The following is a 23,891-nucleotide window of genomic DNA, read 5'->3' as shown; positions in this document are numbered from 1 at the left end:
TCTGCCGCGCAGGGCTCAGACCCGCTTGCAGCGGCACACAAGCGTGCCTCAATCCTCCAGCTCGGCAGCCGAAGGCGGCGACAGCACCGCCGGGCGGCCTGCGGGCACGGGGACCGGCGCCTCGGGCGGCTCATAGCGCGGCAGGCCGGGCAGGTTCACGGTTTCCGCATCCAGCGTGATTTCGGAGACGCGGCGCGGGGTGCCTATGGGCACGCCGGCCTGGCCCTTGCGCATGGCGGCCATGTCTTCCACGCTGGGGTAACGGCCCAGCAGCCAGTAGTCGAACACGCGGCGCGCCAGCGGTGCGGCGGCAGCGGCACCGAAGCCGGCGTTCTCCACGATGGCAGCGACGGCAATGGTGGGGTTGTCGGCCGGCGCGTAGGCGATGTACAGCGAGTGGTCGCGCTGGAACTCGGACAGGCGTGCCGCGTTGTACTTCTCGTTCTGGCGCACGCCCACGGCCTGGGCCGTGCCGGTCTTGCCGGTGGAGGTGTAGGGCGCGTTGCCGAAGATGCCGCGCGAGGTGCCCTCCACCGTCACGGCGGCCACGGCGGCGCGCACGGCCTCCACGTTCTCGGGCTTGTAGCCCATGCTGGTGCCTGGATCCTTGTTGATGGCCGAGAACTGCTGCGTGACGGCATCGACACGGCCCACGGCCAGGTGGGGGCGGTGCTTGACGCCCTTGGCCGCCAGCGTGGACATGGCATTGGCCAGCTGCAGGATGGTGAAGTTGTTGTAGCCCTGGCCGATGCCCAGCGAGATGGTCTCGCCCGCATACCACTTCTTCTGCTCGGGCCGCTTGTAGGTGTTGCGCTTCCACTCGGTGCTGGGCAGCACGCCGCGCGCCTCGCCGCGCACATCGATGCCGGTGAGCTGGCCGAAGCCCAGCGGCTTCATGTAGTCGTGGATCATGTCCACGCCCATGTCGTTGGCCAGCATGTAGTAGTACACGTTGGACGACTTGATGATGGAGCGGCGCAGGTTGGTCGGCCCGTTGGGGTGGCCCGAGCGGAAGGTGTGGCCGCCGAAGGTCCAACTGCCGTTGTCCATGATGGTGGTGTCCGGGCGGCGCTTGCCCGACTCCAGCGCGGCAATCGCCATGAAGGGCTTGTAGGTGGAGCCCGGCGGATAGGTGCCCCGCAGCGCGCGGTTGAGCAGCGGGCGGTTGATGGATTCGTTGAGCGTGGTCCAGCTCTCCTGGTCGATGCCATCGACGAAGAGGTTCAGGTCGAAGGTGGGACGGCTGACCATGGCCAGCACTTCGCCGCTGCGCGGATCGATGGCCACCAGGGCGCCGCGGCGGTCGCCGTACAGCTCCTCCACCATGCGCTGCAGCTTGATGTCCAGCGACAGCACCAGGCTGTCGCCGGGCGTGGCGGGGCGGCTGCCGAGCTTGCGCACGGCATGTCCGCCGGCCGAGGTTTCCATTTCCTCCCAGCCGGTCTGGCCGTGGAGGTCGGTTTCGTAGCTCTGCTCCACGCCCAGCTTGCCGATGACGTCGGTACCACGGTAGTTGGCGGCGTCGTCGGAGTCTTCCAGCGCCTCTTTCTCGCGCTGGTTGATGCGGCCTATGTAGCCGATGACATGGCTGGCCGTGTCCTGCATGGGATAGGTGCGGAACAGCCGCGCCTTGATGTCCACGCCCGGGAAGCGGTAGCGCTGCGCGGCAAAGCGCGCGACCTCGTCATCGGTCAGGCGCGTGCGGATGGGCAGGGAGTCGAAGCTGCGGGAGTCGTCCACCAGGCGCTTGAACTTGCGCCGGTCGCGCGGCGTGATCTCGACGATCTCGGCCAGGCTGTCGATGGTCTCTTCAAGGTTGCCCGCGCGCGAGGGCATGATCTCCAGCGTGTAGGCCGAGTAGTTGGTGGCCAGCACCACGCCGTTGCGGTCCAGGATCTGGCCCCGGTTGGGCACGATGGGCACCACGGCCGTGCGGTTGCTTTCGGCGCGCTCGGACAGCTCCTCATGGCGCTGCACCTGCAGCACCAGCAAGCGCGCCACCACCAGCCCGAAGGCCAGCAGCACCACCACGCTCATCACCCATGCGCGCAACCTGAATCGCTGCAGCTCGGCTTCTGTATTGCGGATTTCCATCACGCGTCAAGCCTCACAGGGGACGGTTCTCGTCACTGTCCGGCGGGCGGCGCTGAGGCGCCAGCAGCAGGCCGCTGACCAGGGGCCACAGCAGGGCCTCGATCAAAGGCGCGACGACCACCAGCGGGCCGGGCATGATGCCACCGGCCACCATGCGCAGCAGCACCTGCAGGCCGTGCACCACGGCAAACAGCGGCAGCAGGTGCAGCGCCTGCACGGGCGTGGAGAACCACGACAGGCGCCGGCCCATGGCGCCGGCCGCGAACACCAGCAGCGCATAGGCCAGCGCATGCTGGCCCAGCAGGGAGGAGCGGTCCACATCCATGCACAGGCCCAGCAAAAAGGCCACGCCCATGCCCACGCGCTGGGGCTGGTTCAATGCCCAGAAGGCCAGCAGCACCATGAGCAGATCGGGTTGCCAGGCCTGGCGTCCCAAGGGCAGCATGTTGAGTGCCAGCGCCGCCAGCAGGCTGACGACGATGAACAGGGGATTGACCGGCAGCAGCAGCTGCTGGCCGCGCGGCATGATCATGCGGGCTCCTTCCTGGCGGAGGCGGGTGCGGCGGGAGCAGCGGGTGCGGCAGGCGTGGCCGGCGCATCTGTCTTGCCGGCCTTGCCGCCGTCCTTGGCGGCTTCCTTGCCCTTGCCATCCTTGGACTTGTCTTTTTCCTTGCCCTTGTCTTTTTCCTTGCCCTTGCCGGCGCGCAGGGGTTCGGCAGCGCCTTCCGCCTCGGGATGCGTGGCGCGGTCCAGCGGCTTGAGCACCACCACGTGGCGCACGCCCTGCACGCGGCCCACGGGTTCGCAGTAGATGCGGGAGAAGGCCGAGTCCGCGCGGCGCTCCACCGAGACCACCTTGGCCACGGGCAGGCCCGGCGGGTACAGGCCGTCGACGCCGCTGGTGGTCAGCAGGTCGCCTTCCTGCACATCGGCATTGCTGGGCATGAAGCGCAGCTCGATGCCGCCGGTGCGCAGCGGCGACGGGTCGCCATAGGCCACGCTGCGTGCACCGGTGCGCGGGTTGAAGACGGGAATGGCCTGGTCGCGGTCGATGAGCAGGGTGACCTCGGAACGCAGCGGATACACGCGCGTGACCTGGCCGACCACGCCCTTTTCATCGAGCACGGGCGAGCCCTGGGCGATGCCGTCCACCTGGCCGCGGTCGATGACCACACGGCGGGTATAGAGGTCGGGGCTGTCGTAGACCACTTCGGCCGCCGTGCCGGGCGTGGTCAGGCGGTCGCGCAGCTGCAGCAGCTCGCGCAGATGGTCGTTTTCCTGGATCAGTTCGTCGGCCAGCGAGGCACGCTGGGCCATGGCCACCAGTTCCTTGCGCGCGCCCTGCTCCCGGGCCTGGGCCTCGTCCAGCGAGCCCAGGTAGCGGCTGGCGTCGTGCACGGCCTCCACCGGCTTGAGCATCACCCACTGCACGGGGTACAGCACGGTGGACACGGCCACGCGCACGGGGTCGGTGATCCTGAAACGCGCGTCGGCCACCATCAGAAACAGCGCCAATGCGCTGTAGATGGCCAGTTGGGAGACGCGCGAGGGCCGCCGCTTGAACAGCGAGGGCGCCGAGTGGTCCAGGGTGTTGGGATTCATGCGCCCCTCCCGCGCGGCAGGGCCTGCCCTGCCGCACTTGCTGCGGCCTGGAAAGCACGGGCCGGGCCCGGTGCGAAGGAAGGCAGGGCAAGCATGCAGGTCACCACGGAAGGGAGAAGAAAAACGTTGCAGTCGGTCGGCTGCCGCCCGGGCCCGCGACAACGGGCCCCGGCCTGCGCCGCGTCAGTCGCTGGTGAAGATGCTGCCCTGGCGGTCCATGGTCTCCAGCGCCATGCCGCAGCCGCGCACCACACAGGTCAGCGGCTCCTCGGCCACGAGCACGGGCAGGCCCGTCTCTTCGGCCAGCAGGCGGTCCAGGTCGCGCAGCAGCGCGCCGCCGCCGGTCAGCATCATGCCGCGCTCGGCAATGTCGGCGCCCAGCTCGGGCGGGGTCTGCTCCAGCGCGTTCTTGACGGCGCTGACGATCTGGTTGAGCGGGTCGGTCAGGGCTTCGAGCACCTCGTTGGACGAGATGGTGAAGCTGCGCGGCACGCCTTCGGAGAGGTTGCGGCCCTTGACTTCCATCTCCTTGACTTCGGAGCCGGGGAAGGCCGAGCCGATGTTCTTCTTGATGGATTCGGCCGTGGGCTCGCCGATCAGCATGCCGTAGTTGCGGCGGATGTAGCTGATGATGGCTTCGTCGAACTTGTCGCCGCCCACGCGCACGGAGCCCTTGTAGACCATGCCGCCCAGCGAGATCACGCCGACTTCGGTGGTACCGCCACCGATGTCCACCACCATGGAGCCCGAGGCCTCGGACACCGGCAGGCCGGCACCGATGCCGGCGGCCATGGGTTCCTCGATCAGGTAGACGGAGGTGGCGCCTGCCGCCTCGGCCGCGTCCTTGATGGCGCGGCGCTCGACCTGGGTGGAGCCGCAGGGCACGCAGATGATGATGCGCGGGCTGGGCGTGAGCACCGAGCGCGGATGCACCATCTTGATGAACTGCTTGATCATCTGCTCGGTGATGACGAAGTCGGCAATCACGCCATCCTTCATCGGGCGGATGGCCTCGATGTTGCCGGGCACCTTGCCCAGCATGGCCTTGGCTTCACGGCCCACCGCCTGGATCACCTTCTTGCCATGCGGGCCGCCTTCGTGGCGGATGGCGACAACGGAGGGTTCGTCCAGAACAATGCCCTTGTCGCGGGCGAAAATCAGGGTGTTGGCTGTGCCAAGATCAATGGCAAGGTCGGTGGAGAAATACCGACGGAAAGCTCCGAACATTACGAGAGTCCTCTCAGGCACGGCATGCTCGTCGGCCTGCCATCGCCGGGATGAAAGTTAGGGAGTCTGGATGGGGTTGGCTTTTCGCACAATGACCAGCTCGGAGAGGGTCTTGCGGCAAAGCCGAGATAATACCGTATCCCCTGTGAATAACTTGTACTGCCGGGGCTTGAAATGCGGGTTTACATCCCGTTGCCCCCTTCAAAATTCCTATGGCACTGAACGCACAAGACATCGCACGCATCGCGAACCTCGCACGGCTCGAGCTCTCTTCCGCAGAGAGTGAGCGCATGCTAGGCCAGCTCAATGATTTTTTCGGCATCGTGGAGAAGATGCAGGCTGTGGATACTTCGGGCGTCAGCCCGCTGTCACATCCGGTCGCCGCCATCCAGGACATTGCCCTGCGCCTGCGCGAGGACATTGCCAGCGAGCCCGACCAGCGCGACGCCAATCAGCGCAGCGCCCCGGCCGTCGAGCGCGGCCTGTTCCTGGTCCCCAAGGTGATCGAGTGAGCGCCGGGCGTCGCTCGCCCTGCTTCCTGACCCCTGGCATCCGTCCCCGTTTTCCGCATCCCATACATGACCCAGCAAACCACTGATCTGCACACGCTCGGCGTGTCGGCCCTGTCGGCCCTGCTGCGCGAGCGCAAGCTCGGCGCCGTCGAAGCCGCCCAGCATTTCCTGGCCCGCGCCCAGGCGCACCAGAACCTGGGCGCCTTCGTCAGCATCGACGAAGAGGCCACCCTGGCCCAGGCCCGCGCTGCCGACGCCCTGATTGCCCAGGGCAAGGGCGGCCGCCTGGCTGGCGTGCCCATTGCGCACAAGGACATCTTCGTCACGCGCGACTTCCCGACCACGGCCTCCAGCAAGATGCTGGCCGGCTACCGCTCGCCCTTCGACGCCACCGTGGTGACGCGCCTGGCCGAGGCCGGCGCCGTGACGCTGGGCAAGCTCAACTGCGATGAATTCGCCATGGGCTCGGCCAACGAGAACTCGGCCGTCGCGCCCGTGGGCTTCGACGCCCCCGCGCCCGTGCGCAACCCCTGGAACACGGACCGCGTGCCCGGCGGCTCCTCGGGCGGCTCGGCCGTGGCCGTGGCCGCCGGCCTGGCGCCCGCCGTCACCGGCACCGACACGGGCGGCTCCATCCGCCAGCCCGCATCGTTTTGCGGCATCACGGGCATCAAGCCCACCTATGGCCGCGCCAGCCGCTACGGCATGATCGCCTTCGCCTCCAGCCTGGACCAGGCCGGTCCCATGGGCAAGAGCGCCGAGGACTGCGCCCTGCTGCTGTCCGAGATGTGCGGCCCCGACCTGGACCGCGACTCCACCAGCCTGGACGTGCCCGCCGAGGACTTCACGGCCCGCCTGAACGACGGCATCGAAGGCCTGCGCATCGGCATCCCCGCCGAGTTCTTCGGCGAAGGCCTGTCGGCCGACGTGCGCGCCGCCGTGGATGGCGCGCTCAAGGAATACGAGAAGCTGGGCGCCCGCCTGGTGCCGATCTCGCTGCCGCGCACCGAGCTGTCGATTCCCGTGTACTACATCCTGGCCCCGGCCGAGGCATCGTCCAACCTCTCGCGCTTCGACGGAGTGAAGTTCGGCCACCGCGCCAAGGACTACACGGACCTGGTGGACATGTACAAGAAGACCCGCGCCGAAGGCTTCGGCGACGAGGTCAAGCGCCGCATCATGATCGGCGCCTACGTGCTGTCCGAGGGCTACTACGACGCCTACTACCTGCAGGCGCAGAAGATCCGCCGCATGATCGCCGACGACTTCCAGGCCGCCTTCCAGCAGTGCGACGTGATCGCCGGCCCCGCCGCGCCCACCGTGGCCTGGCAGCTGGGCGGAAAGAGCGACCCGCTGGCCAACTACCTGGCCGATATCTTCACGCTGCCCGCATCGCTGGCCGGCCTACCCGGCATGAGCGTGCCCGCAGGCTTTGGCGAGGCCGGCATGCCCGTGGGCCTGCAGCTGATCGGCAACTACTTCAAGGAAGGCCAGTTGCTCAACGCCGCCCACCGCTTCCAGCAGGCCACCGATTTCCACCTTCAAGCTCCGAAGGGCATCTGAGACCCCATGACCGCGAAACTCATCCAGGGCTATGAAGTCGTCATCGGCTTCGAGACCCACGCCCAGCTGGCCACCCAGTCCAAGATCTTCAGCCGCGCAAGCACCGCCTTTGGCGCCGAGCCCAACACCCAGGCCTGCGCCGTGGACATGGCGCTGCCCGGCACGCTGCCGGTGATGAACAAAAAGGCCGTCGAGTGCGCCATCCGCCTCGGCCTGGCGCTGGGCTCGCACATTGCGCCGCGCAGCATCTTCGCGCGCAAGAACTACTTCTATCCCGACCTGCCCAAGGGCTACCAGATCTCGCAGTTCGAGATTCCCGTGGTCCAGGGCGGCGAGGTGTCCTTCTTCCTCGGCGACGAGAAGAAGACCATCCGCCTGGTGCGCGCCCACCTGGAGGAAGATGCCGGCAAGTCGCTGCACGAGGACTTCATCGGCCAATCGGGCATCGATCTGAACCGCGCCGGCACGCCGCTGCTGGAGATCGTGACCGAGCCCGACATCCGCAGCACGGAAGAAGCCGTGGCCTACGCCAAGACGCTGCACCAGATCGTCACCTGGATCGGCATCTGCGACGGCAACATGCAGGAAGGGAGCTTCCGCTGCGACGCCAACGTCTCCGTGCGCAAGCCCGGCCAGCCGCTGGGCACGCGCCGCGAGATCAAGAACCTCAACAGCTTCAAGAACATGCAGCTGGCCATCGACTACGAGATCCGCTGGCAGATCGAGGAAATCGAGGACGGCCGCCGCATCCAGCAGGCCACCGTGCTGTTCGACCCCGACACGGGCGAGACGCGCTCCATGCGCACCAAGGAAGACGCGGCCGACTACCGCTACTTCCCCGACCCCGACCTGCCGCCGCTGGTGGTCGCGCCCGAGTGGGAGGAACAGGTCAGGGCCGACATGCCCGAGCTGCCGCGCGCCATGGCCGCGCGCTTTGTCGAGCAATACGGCCTGCCCGAGTACGACGCCACCACGCTGACGCAAAGCCAGGCCATGGCCGCCTACTTCGAGGACACGGCCCAGGCCTGCAATGCGCCCAAGCTGGCCAGCAACTGGATCATGGGCGAGATCTCGCGCCGCCTGAACACCGAGGAAATCGGCATGGAGGCCGCCAAGGTCTCCAGCGCCCAGCTGGCCGCGCTGATCCAGCGCATCGGCGACGGCACCATCTCCAACAACGCTGCCAAGCAGGTGTTCGAGGCGCTGTGGACAGGTGAGGGCCAGGACGTGGACGCCATCATCGAGGCCAAGGGCCTCAAGCAGATGAACGACACGGGCGCGCTGGAGAAGATCATCGACGAGGTGATCGCCGCCAATCCGGCCAACGTGGAGCAGTACCGCGCAGGCAAGGACAAGGCCTTCAACGCCCTGGTCGGCCAGGTCATGAAGGCTTCCAAGGGCAAGGCCAACCCGGCGCAGGTCAACGAGCTGCTCAAGGCCAAGCTGGCCTGACCACACGCCCGGTCCACCCGGCCCACCCGGCCCACCAGGCCCACCAGGCCCACCAGGCCCGCCAGGCCCGCCCACCGTGGCGGGCTTTTTTTCGTGTGCACGCTCCGCGCCGGCTGTCCCGCACCGAACAGCGCCTGCGCCTGCATGTCTCCAGAATCCCTGCCATCGCACCTGAGGAGACAGCATGACCACCAGCACCGACCGCCTGCACATCCCCGGCCTGCCCTGGGCCGACTCCCCTGAAGCCGTAGGCCTGGGCGGCGCGCGCCTGGCGCGCCTGTCGGCCCGGCTGCAGCGCGGCGTGGACACCGGCGAGATCCCGGGCGCCGTGGCCCTGGTGGCGCGGCGCGGCAAGCTGGCCTATCTGGAGAGCTTCGGCCTGCTGGACCCCGAGGCCGGCACGGCCATGCGGCCCGATGCCATCTTCCGCATCGCCTCCATGAGCAAGCCCATCACCTCGCTGGCCATCATGATGCTGGCCGAGCAGGGTCGGCTGTCCATCATCGAGCCCGTGGAGCAGTACCTGCCCGAGCTGGCCGCGCTGCGCGTGGGCCTGGAGCGCGCGCCGCTGGCACGCTCCATCACGCTGCAGGACCTGCTGCGCCACACCTCCGGCATTCCCTATGGATTCGCCGGCACCGAGCACCCCGTCAAGAAGATGTACCTGGATGCGGGCCTGTTCAGCGGCAAGTTCACCAATGCGCAGTTCATCACCAGGCTCGCGCAGCTGCCGCTGGTGGCCCAGCCCGGCGAGACCTGGGAATACGGCATGTCCACCGACGTGCTGGGCCGCGTGGTCGAGGTGGTCAGCGGCCAGACGCTGGCCGCCTTCGTGCGCGAGCACATCACCGGGCCGCTGGGCATGGCCGACACGGGCTTTCATGCGCCCGACAGCGAGATCGCACGCGCCGCGCGGCCCCAGCCCGAAGGGCCGCAGAAACAGATGCCGCCCATCCCCCCGGTCACGCGCGCCATGGTGTTCGAGTCGGGCGGCGGTGGCATGGTCTCGACCATGGCCGACTACGCGCGGCTGTGCCTGTTCTGGCGCAACGGCGGCACGCTGGACGGCGTGCGCCTGGTCTCGCGCAAGACCGTGGAGCTGATGACCTCCAACCACCTGCCCGCCAGCGTGCGCATGGGACCGGACATGGCGTATTTCGGCGCCCAGCTGCCCTCGCCCGACGTGGGCCAGGGCTTCGGCCTGGGGTTTGCGGTGCGCACGGCGCCGGGCCTCAACCCGCTGCCGGGCAGCGTGGGCGACTTTTCATGGAGCGGCATCTACGGCACCTTCTTCTGGATCGATCCGCAGGAGGACCTGTTCGCCATCCTCATGATGCAGTCCATGGCTCAGCGCATTCCCTACCGCTGGGTGATGCGCGAGGGCGTGTACCAGTCCGTGGTGGACTGAGCCGGCAGGCGCGCTGCACCGAAAGGGTGCAAAGCCCATGCTGCCAGCAAGAGCGGCGTCCCTTCCTAAAATGACGCGCTTTTGCAGCCCTGCCCCAGGGCCGCGCAGGCAAAGACAACAAGACAACAAGGCCATGGGCTGGAACAGAAAAGCATGGGGGCCGGTGGTGCCACGCCCCGCGCCTGCGGACATGTGGCGCGTGGCCATGGGCTCCATCGTGGGCATGGGAATGGCCACGGCCCTGGTCTGGCTGGCGCATGCGGGCACCTGGGATCTTCCCCTGCGCCTGTTCGCGCCGCTGGGTGCCACGGCCGTGCTGCTGTTCGCCGTGCCCACCAGCCCGCTGGCCCAGCCCTGGTCCTGCGTGGTGGGCAATACGGTGTCTGCGCTCTGGGCCCTGTTCGTGCTGCAGTGGAGCCCTCCCCAGCTGGCCCCTGCGCTGGCCGTGGGTGGCGCCATAGGCTGCATGCTGCTGACGCGCTCGCTGCATCCGCCGGGTGGCGCCATGGCCCTGCTGACGGTGCTCAATGCCAAGGCCTCGCTGGCCGCCGGCTGGATGCTGCCCTTCGTGCCCGTGGGCGCGCTGACGCTGGCGCTGGTCCTGGCGGCCACGGCGCTCCACCGCGCCACGGGCCGGCGCTATCCCCACCATGCCGACACGGCGCCCAAGGCCTCGCCCGCCGATTCGGCCCATCGCCATGCCTCGCGCCTGGGCCTGTCCCATGCCGATCTGGAGGCGCTGCTGCTGCGCTTCGGCCAGGAAAACAACCTGGAAGCCGACGACCTGGCCGAGCTGCTGGCCGCCGCCGAGGAAACCGCCATCGAGCACCGCCTGGGCGGCGTGCGCTGCGCCCAGCTGATGACGCGCGATCCCGTGAGCTGCTCCTTGGACGACGACGTGCACGCCGTGGCCGCACGCTTTCGCGCGCACCCGGCCAAGAGCCTGCCGGTGCTGGACGCCGATGGCGGCCTGGCCGGCACGGTCTCCCGTGCCGAGCTGTACGAGTGGCTGTGGATGAGTCCCGTGCGCCCGGCCGAATCTGCGGCAAAGCCTTCTTTGCTGAACTGGCTGGGCCAGCGCCTGCCCGGCAAGAACCGGGCCGTGCCCCGTCTGTCGGAGCTGCCCCAGCTGGTTCATGCGCCTGAACTCAGCGTGGACGAGGACACGCCCGTGGGCCAGTTGCTCAACGCCCTGGCCCGGCACAGCGTGCCCTGCATTCCCGTGATGCGCGAAGGCCGGCTGACCGGCCTGATCACGCGCACGGACCTGATGCGGCTGCTGCTGCAGCCGGGCAGATAGGGCGACCCGGCAATGCACCAGTTTCAGGAAGTGCGCCCAAGCGCAGCATCCTGAAACCTGGCCATCAGAACAGCACGCGGCAGCGGATGGTGCCGGGAGCCTGGGTCAGTTTCTCGACCGCCAGGCCCGAGGACTGGGCCGCCAGGTCGATCACCACATAGCCCACCTTCTCGTCGGTGCGCAGGTACTGGCCGGCAATGTTGATGCCGTTCTCGGCAAACACCTGGTTGATGGCCGACAGCACGCCGGGCTGGTTGTGGTGCACGTGCAGGATGCGGTTCTGGCCGGGGTGGGCGGGCAGGGCCACTTCGGGGAAGTTCACCGCCGAGGTGGTGGTGCCGTTGTCGCTGTACTTGACCAGCTTCTCGGCCACTTCCAGGCCGATGTTGGCCTGGGCCTCCATGGTGGAGCCGCCCACGTGCGGGGTCAGGATGACGTTGTCCAGGCCGCGCAGGGGCGAGACGAATTCATCCTTGTTGCTGCGCGGCTCGGTGGGGAACACGTCGATGGCGGCGCCCAGCAGCTTGCCGGCCTTCAGGGCCTCGGCCAGCGGCTCGATTTCCACCACGGTGCCACGCGAGGCATTGATCAGGATGGCGCCGGGCTTCATGGCCGCGATTTCCTTGGCGCCGATCATCCACTGGGTGGAGGGCAGCTCGGGCACGTGCAGGGTGACGATGTCGCTGCTGGCCAGCAGATCGGCCAGCGATGCGGCCTGGCGCGCATTGCCCAGCGGCAGCTTGGTGGACACGTCATGGAAGAGCACCTGCATGCCCACCGACTCGGCCATCACCGACAGCTGGGTGCCGATGGAGCCGTAGCCCACGATGCCCAGCGTCTTGCCGCGGATTTCGTAGGAGTTCTCGGCACTCTTGAGCCAGCCGCCGCGGTGGGCGGAGGCGTTCTTGGCGGGCACGCCGCGCAGCAGCAGGATGGCCTCGGCCAGCACCAGCTCGGCCACCGAGCGCGTGTTGGAGTAAGGCGCGTTGAAGACCACCACGCCACGCTCGCGCGCCGCGTCCAGGTCCACCTGGTTGGTGCCGATGCAAAAGCAGCCCACGGCCACGAGCTTTTGCGCGGCGGCGAACACGTCGGCCGTCAGCTGCGTGCGCGAACGGATGCCGACGAAGTGCACGTCGGCGATCTTGCGCTTGAGCTCCTCGCCTTCCAGCGCGCCCGTCACGGTCTCCACATTGGTGTAGCCCGCATTGCGCAGCACTTCGAGTGCGGAAGGATGGATGCCTTCGAGCAGCAGGAACTTGATCTTCGATTTATCCAGCGACGTTTTGGTCATGGGCGAGCCCTCTCTAGTCAGTCAGAAATCAAAGCGAGCATTACAGCGGATTCGGGAAGCCGCTACAGCCGGTAGGCCCAAAGCCAGCGCGCCCGCAAGCGGGAGAACCATGCGCCCTGCGGCCATGAATATCCCGCCATCCGGCAGACACCCATTGCAGGACGGCGCATGCCACGGGAGCACATGCACACTTCGAGATTGGCGCGAAATGTAAAACATTGAGAACCGGTGCGCCCGTGCGCGGCAGCCTTCCTAGAATTCGCGCGTCTGCGTCCGGTGCTTTCAAATCAATAGCAACAGAACAGGCCTGCAGGCGGGCCGGACGCGCCCTTGTTTTACGAACCAACCGAGGAATCCGATGATTACAAACATGCTGCGCAGGATCGAGGACCTGCTGGTGCAGGTGGTGCGCGTGGTGCTGCTGGTGTTCTCCCTGCTCGTGCTGGTGGGCATGGCACTGTGGACCTGGGAGAGCTTCAGGCCCGGCAAGGCCGAGGCGCCCCAGGCCGTGGCCCAGGAATTGAACTGGAAGGACGCCAGGCCCGACCTGCAGTTCGTCGTGGACGAAACCAGCCGCGACCTGGGCGCGGGCGGCGGCGAACCCGCCATGGAAAAGCGCCTGGCCGATCCGGCGCTGCGCCCCGCCTTCCAGAAGGCCGACGCCCTGGTGCGCGCCTTCGTGAACAAGGATCCTGCGCGGCGCGAGCGCACCGAGCGGGACCACCAGGCCCGGGGCCTGGCACCGCTGCACCCGCTGCTGCAAGGCGACGCCCTGCCGTCCGAGGCCGATGTGCAGCGCCGCATCCAGGAGCGCGGCCAGCGCGAAGGCGATGCCGGGGCCGTGGATGCAGCGGCTGCCGATGCAGCGTCTGCCGACGCAGCGGCTTCCGCAGCCGCCTCCGCCGACGAGGAAGACAGCTGGATGGTCGATCCCGTGGATACCGCCGCCGCCATCCACGAGCGTGCCCAGGCCGCCGAGCTGGAACACGGCAAGGGCGCCTATGCGGCCTATGTGCAGGGCCTGCCCGCCGCGCTGGAGCAGGTCTTCGGCAATGCCGCGCTGGAGCCGCGGCTGCAGGCGCAGACGGCCCAGCAGATCCTGTCCACGGTGCTGCTGAACTACACGCTGTCCCTGGACAATGCGGCGCGCGCGCTGCGCGGCGAGGACAGCCACGGCAGCAGCTCCTGGAAGGAACGCTTCGGCGCCGTGGAGACGGCCTTCTGGAGCATGCTGATGTCATTCCTCGTGCTGGTGGTGATGGTGCTGGTCTTCATCCGCATGGAGCGCCACCTGCGCGTGATCAGCCAGCAGCATGGCCAGGCACCGCGCCAGCCCTGAGGCCTTGCGCTATCGTTGCCGCTTTCCTTTCTGCTTGCCGCCTATCCGCATGACACGCAACACCACCACCCCCATCCATCCGCAGTTCCTGGGCCGCATGTCGCCGCGCGCCTTCAGGCCCGAGGCACTGAGCCAGGCCCAGGTCGAGCAGCTGGCCGACGCCGCGCGCTGGGCGCCTTCGGCCAGCAACAAGCAGCCCTGGCACTTTGCCTATGCGCTGCGCGGCGATGCGAACTGGCAGGCCTTCAGCACCATCCCCAACGAGTTCAACCGCCGCTGGTGCCTGGAGGCGGGCGCGCTGATCGTGCTGATGTCCGACCGCCAGGCCTCGCCCGGCAAGCACAGCTTCGACGCAGGCTGCGCCTGGGGCTACCTGGCGCTGGAAGCCCACGCCATGGGCCTGGCCACGCACGCCATGGGCGGCTTCTCGGCCGACGCCGCACGCGAGGTGCTGCGCCTGCCCGAGCACCTGGAGCCCGAGGTGGTGATCGCCGTGGGCTGGCGCGGCGATGCGGCCACCCTGCCCGACGATCTGCGCGAGCGCGAGGTGCCCACGCCGCGCAAGCCGCTGGCCGAAGTGCTGAGCGCCGGCCCCGTGGCCACGGGCGGCTGACGGCGGGTTCCAAGTCCTACGCCGCTTTGCGGGGATGCCCCGGATGGCCGCTCCAGGCCCCGGGGCTACACTGGCCCACAGGCCTGCGGCGCAGCAGGCGTCCATGACCCCAAGGAGTTGCCATGACACCATCCTCCAGCCCCAACCTCGACAAGCTGCGCAACATCGTCCAGAAGTTCGGCGCCAGCTCCTTCACCACGGACCAGGTGGCCAGCGAATACGACGACGCCCCGGCCACGGCGGAAAGCATCGAGCAGTTCGACGCCCTGCTGCAGCGCCATGCAGCCGTGCTGGGCATCCATTCCGTCCCCGGCAGCGGCGGCCAGGGCCACGGCGCCACCGTCTGGCAACCGGCCTGAGCGCGCAGGCGGCGCAAAGCACGGCGCCGCTACACTCGCTGCGGCCGGCACTTTGCCGGCGCGCAGTTTCCTTTTGATGTCCTCACTCTCCCCCCATACCTGGCTGCAGCTGTCCGTGGCAGCCAGTGCCTTGCTGGTGCTCGCCTCCATCGGCTGGGTCTGGCACGGCACGCGCGCCCTGCCCGCGGATTCGCGCGATGGCCGCAGCGCCCGGCGCATGGCGGCCCTGTTCGCCCTGGGCGCCTTGGCCTGGCTGGCCTACGGCCTGTACACGGGCTATGCCGCGCTGTGGAAGGCAGACGCGCTGATGCTGTTCGCCCAGCAAGGCGCGCTGCTGCGCCTGCCGCTGCTGATCGGCGGACTGGCCTGGGTGGCCGCGCTGCTGGTCACGCGCGTTCTGCGCATGCTGGGCCGGGCCGGATCGGCATGAGCCGGCGCAGACCCCCACGGCGCTGAGCGCTCAGGGCGCCGCCACCTCCTTGGGCAGCACATAGGCACGCACGCTGTCGCCAGCCTTGGTGCCGGTCGAACCATGGCCACCCGCCACCACCACCAGGTACTGGCGCTGGTCCGTGCCCAGGTAGGTCATGGGTGTGGCCTGGCCGCCTGCGGGCAGGCGGTCCTGCCAGAGCTGGCGGCCGCTGTCCACGTCATAGGCGCGCACATAGTTGTCCAGTGCCCCCGAGTAGAAGGCCACGCCGCCAGCGGTCACCACCGGGCCGCCAATGCCGGGCACGCCCATGCGAAAGCCCAGCGGCAGCGGGCTCAGGTCGCGCGGCGTGCCGTTGCGGCGCTGCCAGACGATCTGGCCCGTGCGCAGGTCGGCACCCGCCACAAAGCCCCAGGGCGGCGCCTGGCAGGGAATGCCCAGCGGCGAGACAAAGGGCTTGAGCCGCACCGCAAACGGTGCGCCGAAGTTTTCGTTGAGCGCGGGCAGGCCGTCCTTGGGCGGGCCGCCATCCTGCACCAGCAGCGAGGTATCGTCCGCACGCGGCACCAGGGTGGAGACGAAGGCCAGCCGCGTGGGCGTGGCAAACACCACCTGCCGGCGCGGGTCCACGGCCACGCCGCCCCAGTTGAAGACGCCGAAGTTGCCCGGATAGATCAGCGAGCCCTGCTCCGAGGGCGGCGTGAAGCGCCCCTCGTAGCGCAGCCGGTGGAAAGCCAGCCGGCACCACAGCTGCTCGAAGGGCGTGGCACCCCACATGTCGCGTTCGGTCAGGGCCGGGGGATTGAAGCTCAGCTGCGAATGCGGCTGCGTGGGCGCCGTGCGGTCGCCGCGTGCCGCGCCCTGCGGCGCAGCCACCTCGGTAACGGGCAGCAGCGGCTGGCCCGTGCGCCGGTCCAGCACGAACAGCTCGCCCTGCTTGGTGGGCTGCACCAGGGCGGGCACGCTGTGGCCGCCGATCTCCAGGTCGATCAGGCTGGGCTGCGAGGGCACGTCGTAGTCCCAGAGATCGTGGTGCACGGTCTGAAACACCCAGCGCACGGCGCCCGTGGCGATGTCCAGCGCCACCACCGAGGACGAATACTGCTCGGCCTCGGCGCTGCGCCGGCCGCCCCATTGGTCGGGCGGCGCATTGCCCATGGGCACGAAGACGAGGCCCAGCGTCTCGTCCACGCTGGAGATGGACCAGCTGTTGGGCGAGCTGGGCACATAGGTCTGCCCTTCGGGCAGCGGCGTGCTGGTCGCTGGCCGGCCCGGGTCCCAGGCCCACAGCAGCGCGCCCGAGCGGATGTCGAAGGCGCGGATCACGCCCGAGGGCTCGCGCGTGGAATGGTTGTCCAGCACCGTGCCGCCCACGATGATGCGGTCGCGCGCCACCACCACCGGCGAGGTCGAGTAGTACGAGCCCGGCTTGCGCTCGGGCATGCCTTGCCAGAGATCGATAAGGCCCTGGCCACCCGCCACGTTGCCGCAGGTCTGGCCGTCGGCGGGATTGAGGGCGACCACCTTGCCGTCGGCCGTGGCCATGAACAGCTTGGCGGTACAGCGGCCATCATCGGAGGAAGGGGCCGGGGAGACCGAGGAAGCCGGATCAGCCTGTACCGCCTGTACCGCCTGTGCGCCGGCCTTCCTTGCAGCCGGCGCCACCGCCGAATGCGTCTGCCCTGCCGCCGCATCGAACTGCGCGGCCGCCTGCGCCGACTGGTAGGACAGGCCCCGGCAGGTCAGGTGCTGCAGCGCCAGCCCCTTGGGCATGGGCAGGTCGCGCCGCCACAGCTGCTTGCCCGTGGTGGCATCGAGCGCAATCACCGACTGGTGGGGCGTGCACAGGAACAGGCGCTCGCCGATCTTCAGCGGCGTGACCTCGAACGTGGTTTCTTCGGGATCGCCGGGCTTGCCGCGCACATCGCCCGTGCGGAACTCCCAGGCCAATTGCAGCAGCCGCACGTTGTGCGGGCCGATCTGGCGCAGCGGCGAATAGCGCTGGCCCGCTCCGGTGCGGCCGTAGGCATGCCATTCACCATCGGGCACGGCATCGGTGGCATCACCCTGCAGCACCGGCGGGCTGCGCAGGCCGCCGGCCTCGGAGGCCACCATGGACATGTTCTGCACGGCCGTGACCTGGCCGTCGGCAGGCAGGTCCGACGCAGCGGCGGCCGCCCCCGCAAACTGGCCCTGGGTTTCATGGGCATCGCGCTGGCGGCCGAAGGACAGGCCCGCAAGAATGGCCGTGCCCAGCACCACCAGCGCCAGCGCCGCATGGGCCGGGGCCAGGCCCCGGTTCTGGCCCATGTCGGGCTCATGGCGCAGCGCACGCACGGACCAGGGCAGCACCAGCAGCAGGCCGATCAACCAGGGCAGCCCCAGGCGCCCCGCCAGCGGCCACCAGTCCAGCCCTATCTCCCAGACCGCCCACAGCGCGGTGCCCAGCAGCCACAGCGCAAACAGCCACAGCGCCATGGCCGAACGGCGCGCCACGCCCCACCCCACCACCAGCAGCAGCAGGCCGGCGATCACGTAGTAGCCGCTGCCGCCGGCCAGCAGGAGCTGGGCGCCGCCCCAGGACAGCCAGGCCCCGGCTGCCCACAGCAGCAAGGCCATCAACCAACGCCACACCGTCATGCTGCCTCCCTTGATGTCAGCCCGCAGACTCGATGCGCAAAGCCTAGCCCTGCATGCGGGCGCCGCATGCAGGACGAATTCGACTCAGCAAGCGTGCAACGAGAAGGAGGAAGGAAAGGAGGGGCAGGAAGGAGAAAGAACGCGGCGGCGGGCGCGGCGTTGGGCCAGCCTCAGCGGCGTGCGCTCGCAGCCCACAGCTGGCGCAGCTGCTGCAGCTCGGCATCGAAGCGCTCCTGGATGCGGCGCTTTTCCTGGTCCTGCTGCTGGACGAAGCGCTGCTGCTCCTCCTGCGAGGCCGTGTTCTCGTCGAGCTGGCGGCGCAGCGATGCCGGCGCCTTGGCGGGGTCTTTCCTGTAGAACTCCATCTCGGCATTCAGGGCCGTGCGCCGCGTCTGCAGTTCCTGCTGGCGCTGGCGCGCCACGGAGATGACCTGATCGACCTGGGAGATGGCCTCGGCACGCTCGGCATCGTGGGCGGCCTGGTTGGGGTAGCGCGTGATCAACGCCTTGTCGCGCGAGCGCTCCTCGCGCATGCGGCGCTGCTCTGCCTGGTCGCGGCGGCGCTGGGCGTCCAGCTCGGCGCGTTCGTTGTCGGTCAGCGTGGGGCCCACGCGGCGCAGCTCCACGCCGGAGTTGCCCAGCACGCGCTGGTCGCGGTCCACGCATTCGGCAATCGGGCGGTCGGCCGTCAGGCGGCGGCCACGGGCGTCGGTGCATGAATAGATGCCCGGCCCCAGGGGCATATCCTGGGCGAGCACGGCGCAGCCCAGCGTGGCCAAGCCCATGGCACACAGCAAGGATCGTGCATGCATCGCCCGCTTCATCAACCGCTCACCCCTTGTCGTTGACTCCATAACGCTGGCGGTAGGCCAGCACGCGCTCATGGTGGCCGCTGCCTGCGCTGCCACCTTGAATCTCAAGATAAAGCAATAAGTCTGCCAGTTTTGCAATAGTGCAGACCTGCATGCCCAGCTGGTTGCGCACGTACTGCACGGCGCTGTGGGGCACGTCCTGGCCATTTTCCGTGGCCATTTCCTGGCGGTCCAGCGCGATGGCCACGGCATGCGGCGTGGCACCGGCGGCGCGGATGATGGCGATGGACTCGCGCGCGGCCGTGCCGGCGCTCATCACGTCGTCCACGATCAGCACGCGGCCCTTGAGCGGCGCGCCCACCAGGGTGCCGCCCTCGCCGTGGTCCTTGGCTTCCTTGCGGTTGTACGCAAAGGGCTTGTTGATGCCCATGCGGGCCAGCTCCACCGCCACGGTGGCCGCCAGCGGGATGCCCTTGTAGGCCGGGCCGAAGATCATGTCGAACTCGATGCCGCTGGCCGCGATGGCTTTTGCATAGAATTCGGCGAGACGGCCCATCTTGCCGCCGTCATCGAACAGGCCGGCATTGAAGAAGTACGGGCTCATGCGCCCGGCCTTGGTCTTGAACTCGCCGAAACGCAGCACCCCTGCGTCAACGGCGAATTGCACAAATTCCTGCGCCAGACGGCCTGCGTCATCGGCCTGCAGATTACTCACCACCATGGATTCATCCTTGTTCAAATTGACCAGCCTCAACCTCAACGGCATCCGCTCGGCCTCGACCAAGGGCGTCGAAGCCTGGATCGAGGCCACTGCGCCGGATTGTATTTGCGTGCAGGAAATCAAGGCCCAGGCCGCCGACATGACCGGACGCTTCGAGCTGCTGGCCGGCCTGCGCGGCCACTTCCACTACGCCGAGAAAAAGGGCTACTCGGGCGTGGGCGTCTACAGCCGCCACGAGCCCAGCGACGTCGTGGTCGGCTTCGGCTCGCACGAATTCGACGCCGAAGGCCGCTACGTGGAGGCGCGCTTCGACACGCCATCGCGCAAGCTGTCCATCATCAGCGCCTACTTTCCCAGCGGCAGCTCCGGCGAACTGCGCCAGACGGCCAAGTTCCGCTTCCTGGCCGAAATGCACGCCCACCTGATGCGCATGAAGGGCGAACGCGAGTTCATCCTCTGCGGCGACATCAACATCGCCCACCAGCAGATCGACCTCAAGAACTGGCGCAGCAACCAGAAAAACAGCGGTTTCACGCCCGAGGAACGCGAGTGGATGACAAAATTGTTGAACAAAACTGAGCCGACTGGCGGCCTGGTGGACGTTTATCGCCTGCTCCAGCCCGACACCACCGACACCTGCTACACATGGTGGAGCAACCGCGGCCAGGCCTACGCCAACAACGTGGGATGGCGCCTGGACTACCACCTGGCCACCCCCGCTACCGCCGCGCTGGCCCGCACCGAGAACATCTACAAGGATGTGAAGTTCTCGGACCATGCGCCGGTGACCATCGGCTACGACATGAAGCTGTGAGACGTTCAAGCAGGGCCTTGGGTCGCGGCGGTTTGACTCGTCGCGCTCTCATACAGACACTGTGCGCATGATCTTTATCTGAGGGTTCCGAGATGAAATCCATTGCTGTCTCCAGCGCCAAGCGGCCAATCCATCTCACGATCAATGCAGATCTGGTGACGCAGGCCAAGGCCTATACCGACAATCTCTCGGCCACCATGGAATCCCTGCTGGCCGAATACGTTGCCAGGCAGGAGGGCGCACAGCGTGAGCGCCAACGGCTTGCCGACGCCTGCGCCAGCGACTGGAACGCGGTCAACATCGCGGTGGGTTCGTTCGCAGACGAGCACTCGACGCTCTAGTGGCGCAATTCGACGTTCATCGCAACAAGGGAGCCTTGCGCGACTCGATTCCCTACGTCGTCGTGGTCCAGTCCTCGCTGTTTGACCGCTACCGCCGTCGCGTCGTGGTTCCACTGGTTCGGCAGAATCTGCTGCCGCACGGCACTCCAACCGTGGGTGCGAGGATGAATCCTGTGTTTGTCATTGAAGGCGTGCCGGTCGTCCTGCATGCCCTGGACATGGTTTCAGTCGCCCTGGATCAATTGGGTGAAGTGGTGGCCTCACTGGAGCATGAAGGCCAAGCCATCGCCGATGCGCTGGACGAATTGCTGACCCGGTCCGGGGGCTGACCCAAGATCGTTTTCAAGGAGGCCAGGGCTTGGGCCCTGCCCTCCTCGGACTTCAGCCCGGGCCCATGCCTCACTCCAGCGCCTTGCCCATGTCCTCCACCACCTTCTTGGCGTCGCCGAAGACCATCATGGTCTTGTCCATGTAGAAAAGCTCATTGTCCAGGCCCGCATAGCCGGCCGCCATGGAGCGCTTGTTCACGATCACCGTCTTGGCCTTGTAGGCCTCCAGGATGGGCATGCCGTAGATGGGGCTGCCCTTGACGTGCGCGGCGGGGTTCACCACGTCGTTGGCGCCCAGGATGATGGCCACGTCGGCCTGGCCGAACTCGCTGTTGATGTCCTCCATCTCGAAGACCTGGTCGTAGGGGACCTCGGCCTCGGCCAGCAGCACGTTCATGTGGCCCGGCATGCGGCCCGCCACCGGGTGGATGGCGTACTTCACCGTCACACCGTGCTCGGTGAGTTTGTCGGCCAGCTCCTTGACCGCGTGCTGGGCACGCGCCACGGCCAGGCCGTAGCCGGGCACGATGACCACGGTCTCGGCATTGCCCAGGACGAAGGCCGCATCGTCGGCGCTGCCGCTCTTGACGTTGCGCTGCTGCTGGGAGCCTGCGGCCGCGCTGGTGGCCTCGCCGCCGAAGCCGCCCAGGATCACGCTGAAGAACGAGCGGTTCATGGCCTTGCACATGATGTAGCTCAGGATGGCGCCCGAGCTGCCCACCAGCGATCCCGCAATGATCAGCATGCTGTTGTTCAGCGAGAAGCCGATGCCCGCCGCCGCCCAGCCCGAGTAGCTGTTGAGCATGGACACGACCACCGGCATGTCCGCGCCGCCGATGGGAATGATCAGCAGCACGCCCAGCAGCAGGCCCAGGGCGATGACCAGCACGATGTCCATCCAGCTTTGGCTGTGCCAGAAGCCGAAGACGAAGAAGGCTGCTGCCAGCCCCAGCACGGCGTTGAGCGCATGCTGGCCCTTGAACTGCACGGGCGCGCCCTGGAACAGGCGGAACTTGTACTTGCCGCTGAGCTTGCCGAAGGCGATCACCGAGCCCGTGAAGGTCACGGCGCCGATGAAGGCGCCCAGCGCCAGCTCCACGCGGTTGCCGCCCGGGATGGCGCCGCCCTTGGCCGTGATGGCAAAGGCCCAGGGCTCGGCCACGGCGGCCACGGCGATGAACACCGCCGCCAGGCCGATCATGCTGTGCATGAAGGCCACCAGCTCGGGCATCTTGGTCATCTCCACGCGCTGGGCCATGACGGCACCGGCCGTGCCGCCGACCAGCAGGCCCAGCAGCACCCAGCCCAGCCCCAATGCATTGCCGCCGGCCAGCTGCACGATGAGCGCCGCCGTGGTCAGCACGGCGATCACCATGCCGGCCATGCCGAACAGGTTGCCCCGTATGGACGTGGTGGGATGCGACAGCCCCTTGAGCGCCTGGATGAAGCAGACGCTGGCCACCAGGTAGAGCAACGTGACGAGGTTCATGCTCATGACTGGCCCTCCGCCTTGGCATCCTTGCCGTCCTTGGCCGGAGCGCTCTTGCGCTCTTTCTTGCGGAACATCTCCAGCATGCGCCGCGTGACCAGGAAGCCGCCGAACACGTTGACCGCGGCCAGCGCCACGGCCAGCACGCCCATGGTCTTGCCCAGGCCCGTTTCCGTGAGCGCCGCCGCCAGCATGGCGCCGACGATGACGATGGCCGAGATGGCATTAGTCACCGCCATCAGCGGCGTGTGCAGCGCGGGGGTGACGGTCCACACCACGTGGTAGCCCACGTAGATGGCCAGCACGAAGATGATGAGATGGATGATGGTGGGGGATACGGCTTCCATGTCATTTCCTCCGCTGTGCTGCGAGTTGGCCTTCATGGGCCATCAGGCACGCGGCCACGATGTCGTCCTCCATGTCCACATGCAGGGCGCCATCCTTGTTGATGATGAGCTTGAGAAAATCGAGCACATTGCGTGCATACAGGGCCGAGGCATCGGCCGCCACCAGCGCCGCCAGGTTGGTCAGGCCCACGATGGTCACGCCATGCGTGACCACGGTCATGCCGGCCTGGGTCAGCGGGCAGTTGCCGCCGCGCTCTGCCGCCAGGTCCACGATGACGGCGCCTGGCTTCATGGCCTGCACCATCTCGGCCGTGACCAGCACGGGCGCGGGCCGGCCCGGGATCAGCGCCGTGGTGATGACCACGTCGGCCTGGGCCACGCGCTTGGCGACCTCGGCCTTTTGCCGGTCCAGCCAGCTTTGCGGCATGGGGCGGGCGTAGCCGCCCACGCCTTCGGCGGCCTCCTTTTCCTCGGCCGTCTCGTAGGGCACGTCGATGAACTTGCCGCCCAGGGATTCGACCTGCTCACGCACGCTGGGCCGCACATCGCTGGCCTCGATCACGGCGCCCAGGCGCTTGGCCGTGGCAATGGCCTGCAGGCCGGCCACGCCCACGCCCAGCACCACGACGCGCGCGGCCTTCACCGTGCCGGCCGCCGTCATCAGCATGGGAAAGAAGCGCTGGTACTGGTTGGCCGCGATCATCACGGCCTTGTAGCCGGCGATGTTGGCCTGGCTGGACAGCACGTCCATGCTCTGCGCACGCGTGGTGCGCGGAGCCGCCTCCAGCGCATAGGCCGTGATGCCCGCATCGGCCAGGCGCTGCAGGCCTGCGGGCTGGAAGGGGTCCAGCATGCCGACCAGCGTTGCGCCCTTGCGGACCAGGGGCAGCTCATCCTCCGAAGGAATGCGCACCTTGAGCACAAGATCGGCGCCCAGGGCGCCTGCCGCATCGACGATCTCGGCGCCCGCTGCCTCGAACAAGGCATCGGGCACGCTGGCCGCCACTCCCGCTCCCGACTGCACGCGCAGCACATGGCCTTGCGCACGCAGCTTCTTGACGGTCTCGGGGGTCGCGGCCACCCGGGTTTCTCCTGCCATGGTCTCGGCAGGCACGCCAATCAACATACCGGTTCTCCCTCGCGTGATGCCGGTACCCGCCCTGCGCTGCATTGCGCAGGCGGCGGCCCGGCCCATCCTCGAAAAA

The 23,891-nt window shown here is 68.0% G+C and carries 23 protein-coding genes; 12 read left to right on the top strand and 11 right to left on the bottom strand.

The window, feature by feature from the left end:
* Window positions 1–48: 48 nt before the first annotated feature.
* From mrdA to U6958_RS03790, 4 genes are all read right to left on the bottom strand, one after another.
* A complete protein-coding gene (mrdA, locus tag U6958_RS03805; RefSeq protein WP_047326955.1) occupies window positions 49–2,094 on the bottom strand; it encodes a penicillin-binding protein 2 in 2,046 nt (681 codons plus the stop codon).
* A 13-nt stretch (window positions 2,095–2,107) separates the two neighbouring features.
* Window positions 2,108–2,626, bottom strand: a complete 519-nt coding sequence (gene mreD, locus U6958_RS03800) for a rod shape-determining protein MreD (protein WP_016448548.1) — start codon at window positions 2,624–2,626, stop codon at window positions 2,108–2,110.
* Entirely contained in the window at window positions 2,623–3,696 is a 1,074-nt protein-coding gene (mreC, locus tag U6958_RS03795; protein ID WP_034365666.1) for a rod shape-determining protein MreC, read from the bottom strand. The genes mreD and mreC overlap by 4 nt, the downstream gene beginning before the upstream one ends.
* A 183-nt stretch (window positions 3,697–3,879) precedes the next feature.
* Complete coding sequence (locus U6958_RS03790; RefSeq protein ID WP_012202293.1) at window positions 3,880–4,923, bottom strand: rod shape-determining protein; 1,044 nt, start codon at window positions 4,921–4,923, stop codon at window positions 3,880–3,882.
* A 212-nt stretch (window positions 4,924–5,135) separates the two neighbouring features.
* On the opposite strand from U6958_RS03790, the gene gatC reads away from it, so the two are divergent.
* The 5 genes from gatC to U6958_RS03765 all read left to right on the top strand — a co-directional run bounded on the left by gatC (window position 5,136) and on the right by U6958_RS03765 (window position 11,158).
* Complete coding sequence (gatC, locus tag U6958_RS03785; RefSeq protein ID WP_016448550.1) at window positions 5,136–5,435, top strand: Asp-tRNA(Asn)/Glu-tRNA(Gln) amidotransferase subunit GatC; 300 nt, start codon at window positions 5,136–5,138, stop codon at window positions 5,433–5,435.
* A 66-nt stretch (window positions 5,436–5,501) separates the two neighbouring features.
* The gene (gatA, locus tag U6958_RS03780) at window positions 5,502–6,998 is read left to right on the top strand and encodes an Asp-tRNA(Asn)/Glu-tRNA(Gln) amidotransferase subunit GatA (RefSeq protein ID WP_074922606.1); all 1,497 of its coding nucleotides are present in this window, start codon (window positions 5,502–5,504) and stop codon (window positions 6,996–6,998) included.
* Window positions 6,999–7,004: 6 nt separating this feature from the next.
* Window positions 7,005–8,450, top strand: a complete 1,446-nt coding sequence (gene gatB / locus U6958_RS03775) for an Asp-tRNA(Asn)/Glu-tRNA(Gln) amidotransferase subunit GatB (protein ID WP_074922604.1) — start codon at window positions 7,005–7,007, stop codon at window positions 8,448–8,450.
* Between the two features lie 184 nt (window positions 8,451–8,634).
* Window positions 8,635–9,858, top strand: coding sequence for a serine hydrolase (locus U6958_RS03770; protein ID WP_074922602.1), 1,224 nt, complete (start codon window positions 8,635–8,637; stop codon window positions 9,856–9,858).
* A gap of 133 nt (window positions 9,859–9,991) precedes the next feature.
* On the top strand, window positions 9,992–11,158 hold the full coding sequence (locus tag U6958_RS03765) for an HPP family protein (protein WP_016453592.1): 1,167 nt from the start codon (window positions 9,992–9,994) through the stop codon (window positions 11,156–11,158).
* 64 nt (window positions 11,159–11,222) lie between these two features.
* On the opposite strand, the gene serA is transcribed toward U6958_RS03765, so the two are convergent.
* Window positions 11,223–12,452, bottom strand: a complete 1,230-nt coding sequence (gene serA / locus U6958_RS03760) for a phosphoglycerate dehydrogenase (protein ID WP_074922600.1) — start codon at window positions 12,450–12,452, stop codon at window positions 11,223–11,225.
* Between the two features lie 358 nt (window positions 12,453–12,810).
* Here serA and U6958_RS03755 point away from each other — a divergent pair, with 358 nt between their 5' ends.
* The 4 genes from U6958_RS03755 to U6958_RS03740 all read left to right on the top strand — a co-directional run bounded on the left by U6958_RS03755 (window position 12,811) and on the right by U6958_RS03740 (window position 15,193).
* Window positions 12,811–13,791, top strand: a complete 981-nt coding sequence (locus U6958_RS03755; protein WP_074922598.1) for a hypothetical protein — start codon at window positions 12,811–12,813, stop codon at window positions 13,789–13,791.
* A gap of 49 nt (window positions 13,792–13,840) precedes the next feature.
* Complete coding sequence (locus tag U6958_RS03750; RefSeq protein ID WP_047218857.1) at window positions 13,841–14,404, top strand: nitroreductase family protein; 564 nt, start codon at window positions 13,841–13,843, stop codon at window positions 14,402–14,404.
* 122 nt (window positions 14,405–14,526) lie between these two features.
* Window positions 14,527–14,763: a hypothetical protein gene (locus tag U6958_RS03745; protein WP_016448557.1), complete on the top strand. Its 237-nt coding sequence runs from the start codon at window positions 14,527–14,529 to the stop codon at window positions 14,761–14,763.
* A 76-nt stretch (window positions 14,764–14,839) separates the two neighbouring features.
* Window positions 14,840–15,193 carry a hypothetical protein gene (locus U6958_RS03740; protein WP_016448558.1) on the top strand — a complete coding sequence of 118 codons (354 nt, stop codon included), beginning with the start codon at window positions 14,840–14,842 and terminating at the stop codon, window positions 15,191–15,193.
* 30 nt (window positions 15,194–15,223) lie between these two features.
* On the opposite strand, the gene U6958_RS03735 is transcribed toward U6958_RS03740, so the two are convergent.
* The 3 genes from U6958_RS03735 to pyrE all read right to left on the bottom strand — a co-directional run bounded on the left by U6958_RS03735 (window position 15,224) and on the right by pyrE (window position 19,366).
* Window positions 15,224–17,833, bottom strand: a complete 2,610-nt coding sequence (locus U6958_RS03735) for a membrane-bound PQQ-dependent dehydrogenase, glucose/quinate/shikimate family (protein WP_074922596.1) — start codon at window positions 17,831–17,833, stop codon at window positions 15,224–15,226.
* Window positions 17,834–18,003: 170 nt separating this feature from the next.
* The gene (locus U6958_RS03730) at window positions 18,004–18,618 is read right to left on the bottom strand and encodes a hypothetical protein (protein WP_043791084.1); all 615 of its coding nucleotides are present in this window, start codon (window positions 18,616–18,618) and stop codon (window positions 18,004–18,006) included.
* A gap of 46 nt (window positions 18,619–18,664) precedes the next feature.
* Window positions 18,665–19,366, bottom strand: a complete 702-nt coding sequence (pyrE, locus tag U6958_RS03725) for an orotate phosphoribosyltransferase (RefSeq protein ID WP_016453598.1) — start codon at window positions 19,364–19,366, stop codon at window positions 18,665–18,667.
* A gap of 10 nt (window positions 19,367–19,376) precedes the next feature.
* On the opposite strand from pyrE, the gene U6958_RS03720 reads away from it, so the two are divergent.
* The 3 genes from U6958_RS03720 to U6958_RS03710 all read left to right on the top strand — a co-directional run bounded on the left by U6958_RS03720 (window position 19,377) and on the right by U6958_RS03710 (window position 20,850).
* A complete protein-coding gene (locus U6958_RS03720) occupies window positions 19,377–20,180 on the top strand; it encodes an exodeoxyribonuclease III (protein WP_016448562.1) in 804 nt (267 codons plus the stop codon).
* A gap of 92 nt (window positions 20,181–20,272) precedes the next feature.
* Window positions 20,273–20,521, top strand: a complete 249-nt coding sequence (locus U6958_RS03715) for a type II toxin-antitoxin system CcdA family antitoxin (protein WP_043791083.1) — start codon at window positions 20,273–20,275, stop codon at window positions 20,519–20,521.
* Entirely contained in the window at window positions 20,521–20,850 is a 330-nt protein-coding gene (locus U6958_RS03710) for a CcdB family protein (protein WP_074922594.1), read from the top strand. Before U6958_RS03715 ends, U6958_RS03710 begins: the two co-directional genes overlap by 1 nt.
* A gap of 70 nt (window positions 20,851–20,920) precedes the next feature.
* Here the strand turns inward: U6958_RS03710 and U6958_RS03705 are convergent, their stop codons facing one another.
* Genes U6958_RS03705 through U6958_RS03695 form a run of 3 tightly spaced genes read right to left on the bottom strand, consistent with a single transcriptional unit; the run spans window position 20,921 to window position 23,812 of the window.
* Window positions 20,921–22,345 (bottom strand): NAD(P)(+) transhydrogenase (Re/Si-specific) subunit beta, encoded by a 1,425-nt coding sequence (locus tag U6958_RS03705; RefSeq protein ID WP_074922592.1) that lies wholly within the window; start codon window positions 22,343–22,345, stop codon window positions 20,921–20,923.
* Complete coding sequence (locus tag U6958_RS03700) at window positions 22,342–22,686, bottom strand: NAD(P) transhydrogenase subunit alpha (protein WP_012202276.1); 345 nt, start codon at window positions 22,684–22,686, stop codon at window positions 22,342–22,344. The genes U6958_RS03705 and U6958_RS03700 overlap by 4 nt, the downstream gene beginning before the upstream one ends.
* A 1-nt stretch (window position 22,687) precedes the next feature.
* Window positions 22,688–23,812, bottom strand: coding sequence for a Re/Si-specific NAD(P)(+) transhydrogenase subunit alpha (locus U6958_RS03695; protein ID WP_074922590.1), 1,125 nt, complete (start codon window positions 23,810–23,812; stop codon window positions 22,688–22,690).
* Window positions 23,813–23,891: the final 79 nt, after the last annotated feature.

The organism is Delftia lacustris (assembly GCF_040267515.1).
Lineage (GTDB): Bacteria > Pseudomonadota > Gammaproteobacteria > Burkholderiales > Burkholderiaceae_C > Comamonas > Comamonas tsuruhatensis.
The sequence above is the reverse complement of the archived record's forward strand: the minus strand, read 5'-3'. Positions and strand labels throughout refer to the sequence as shown.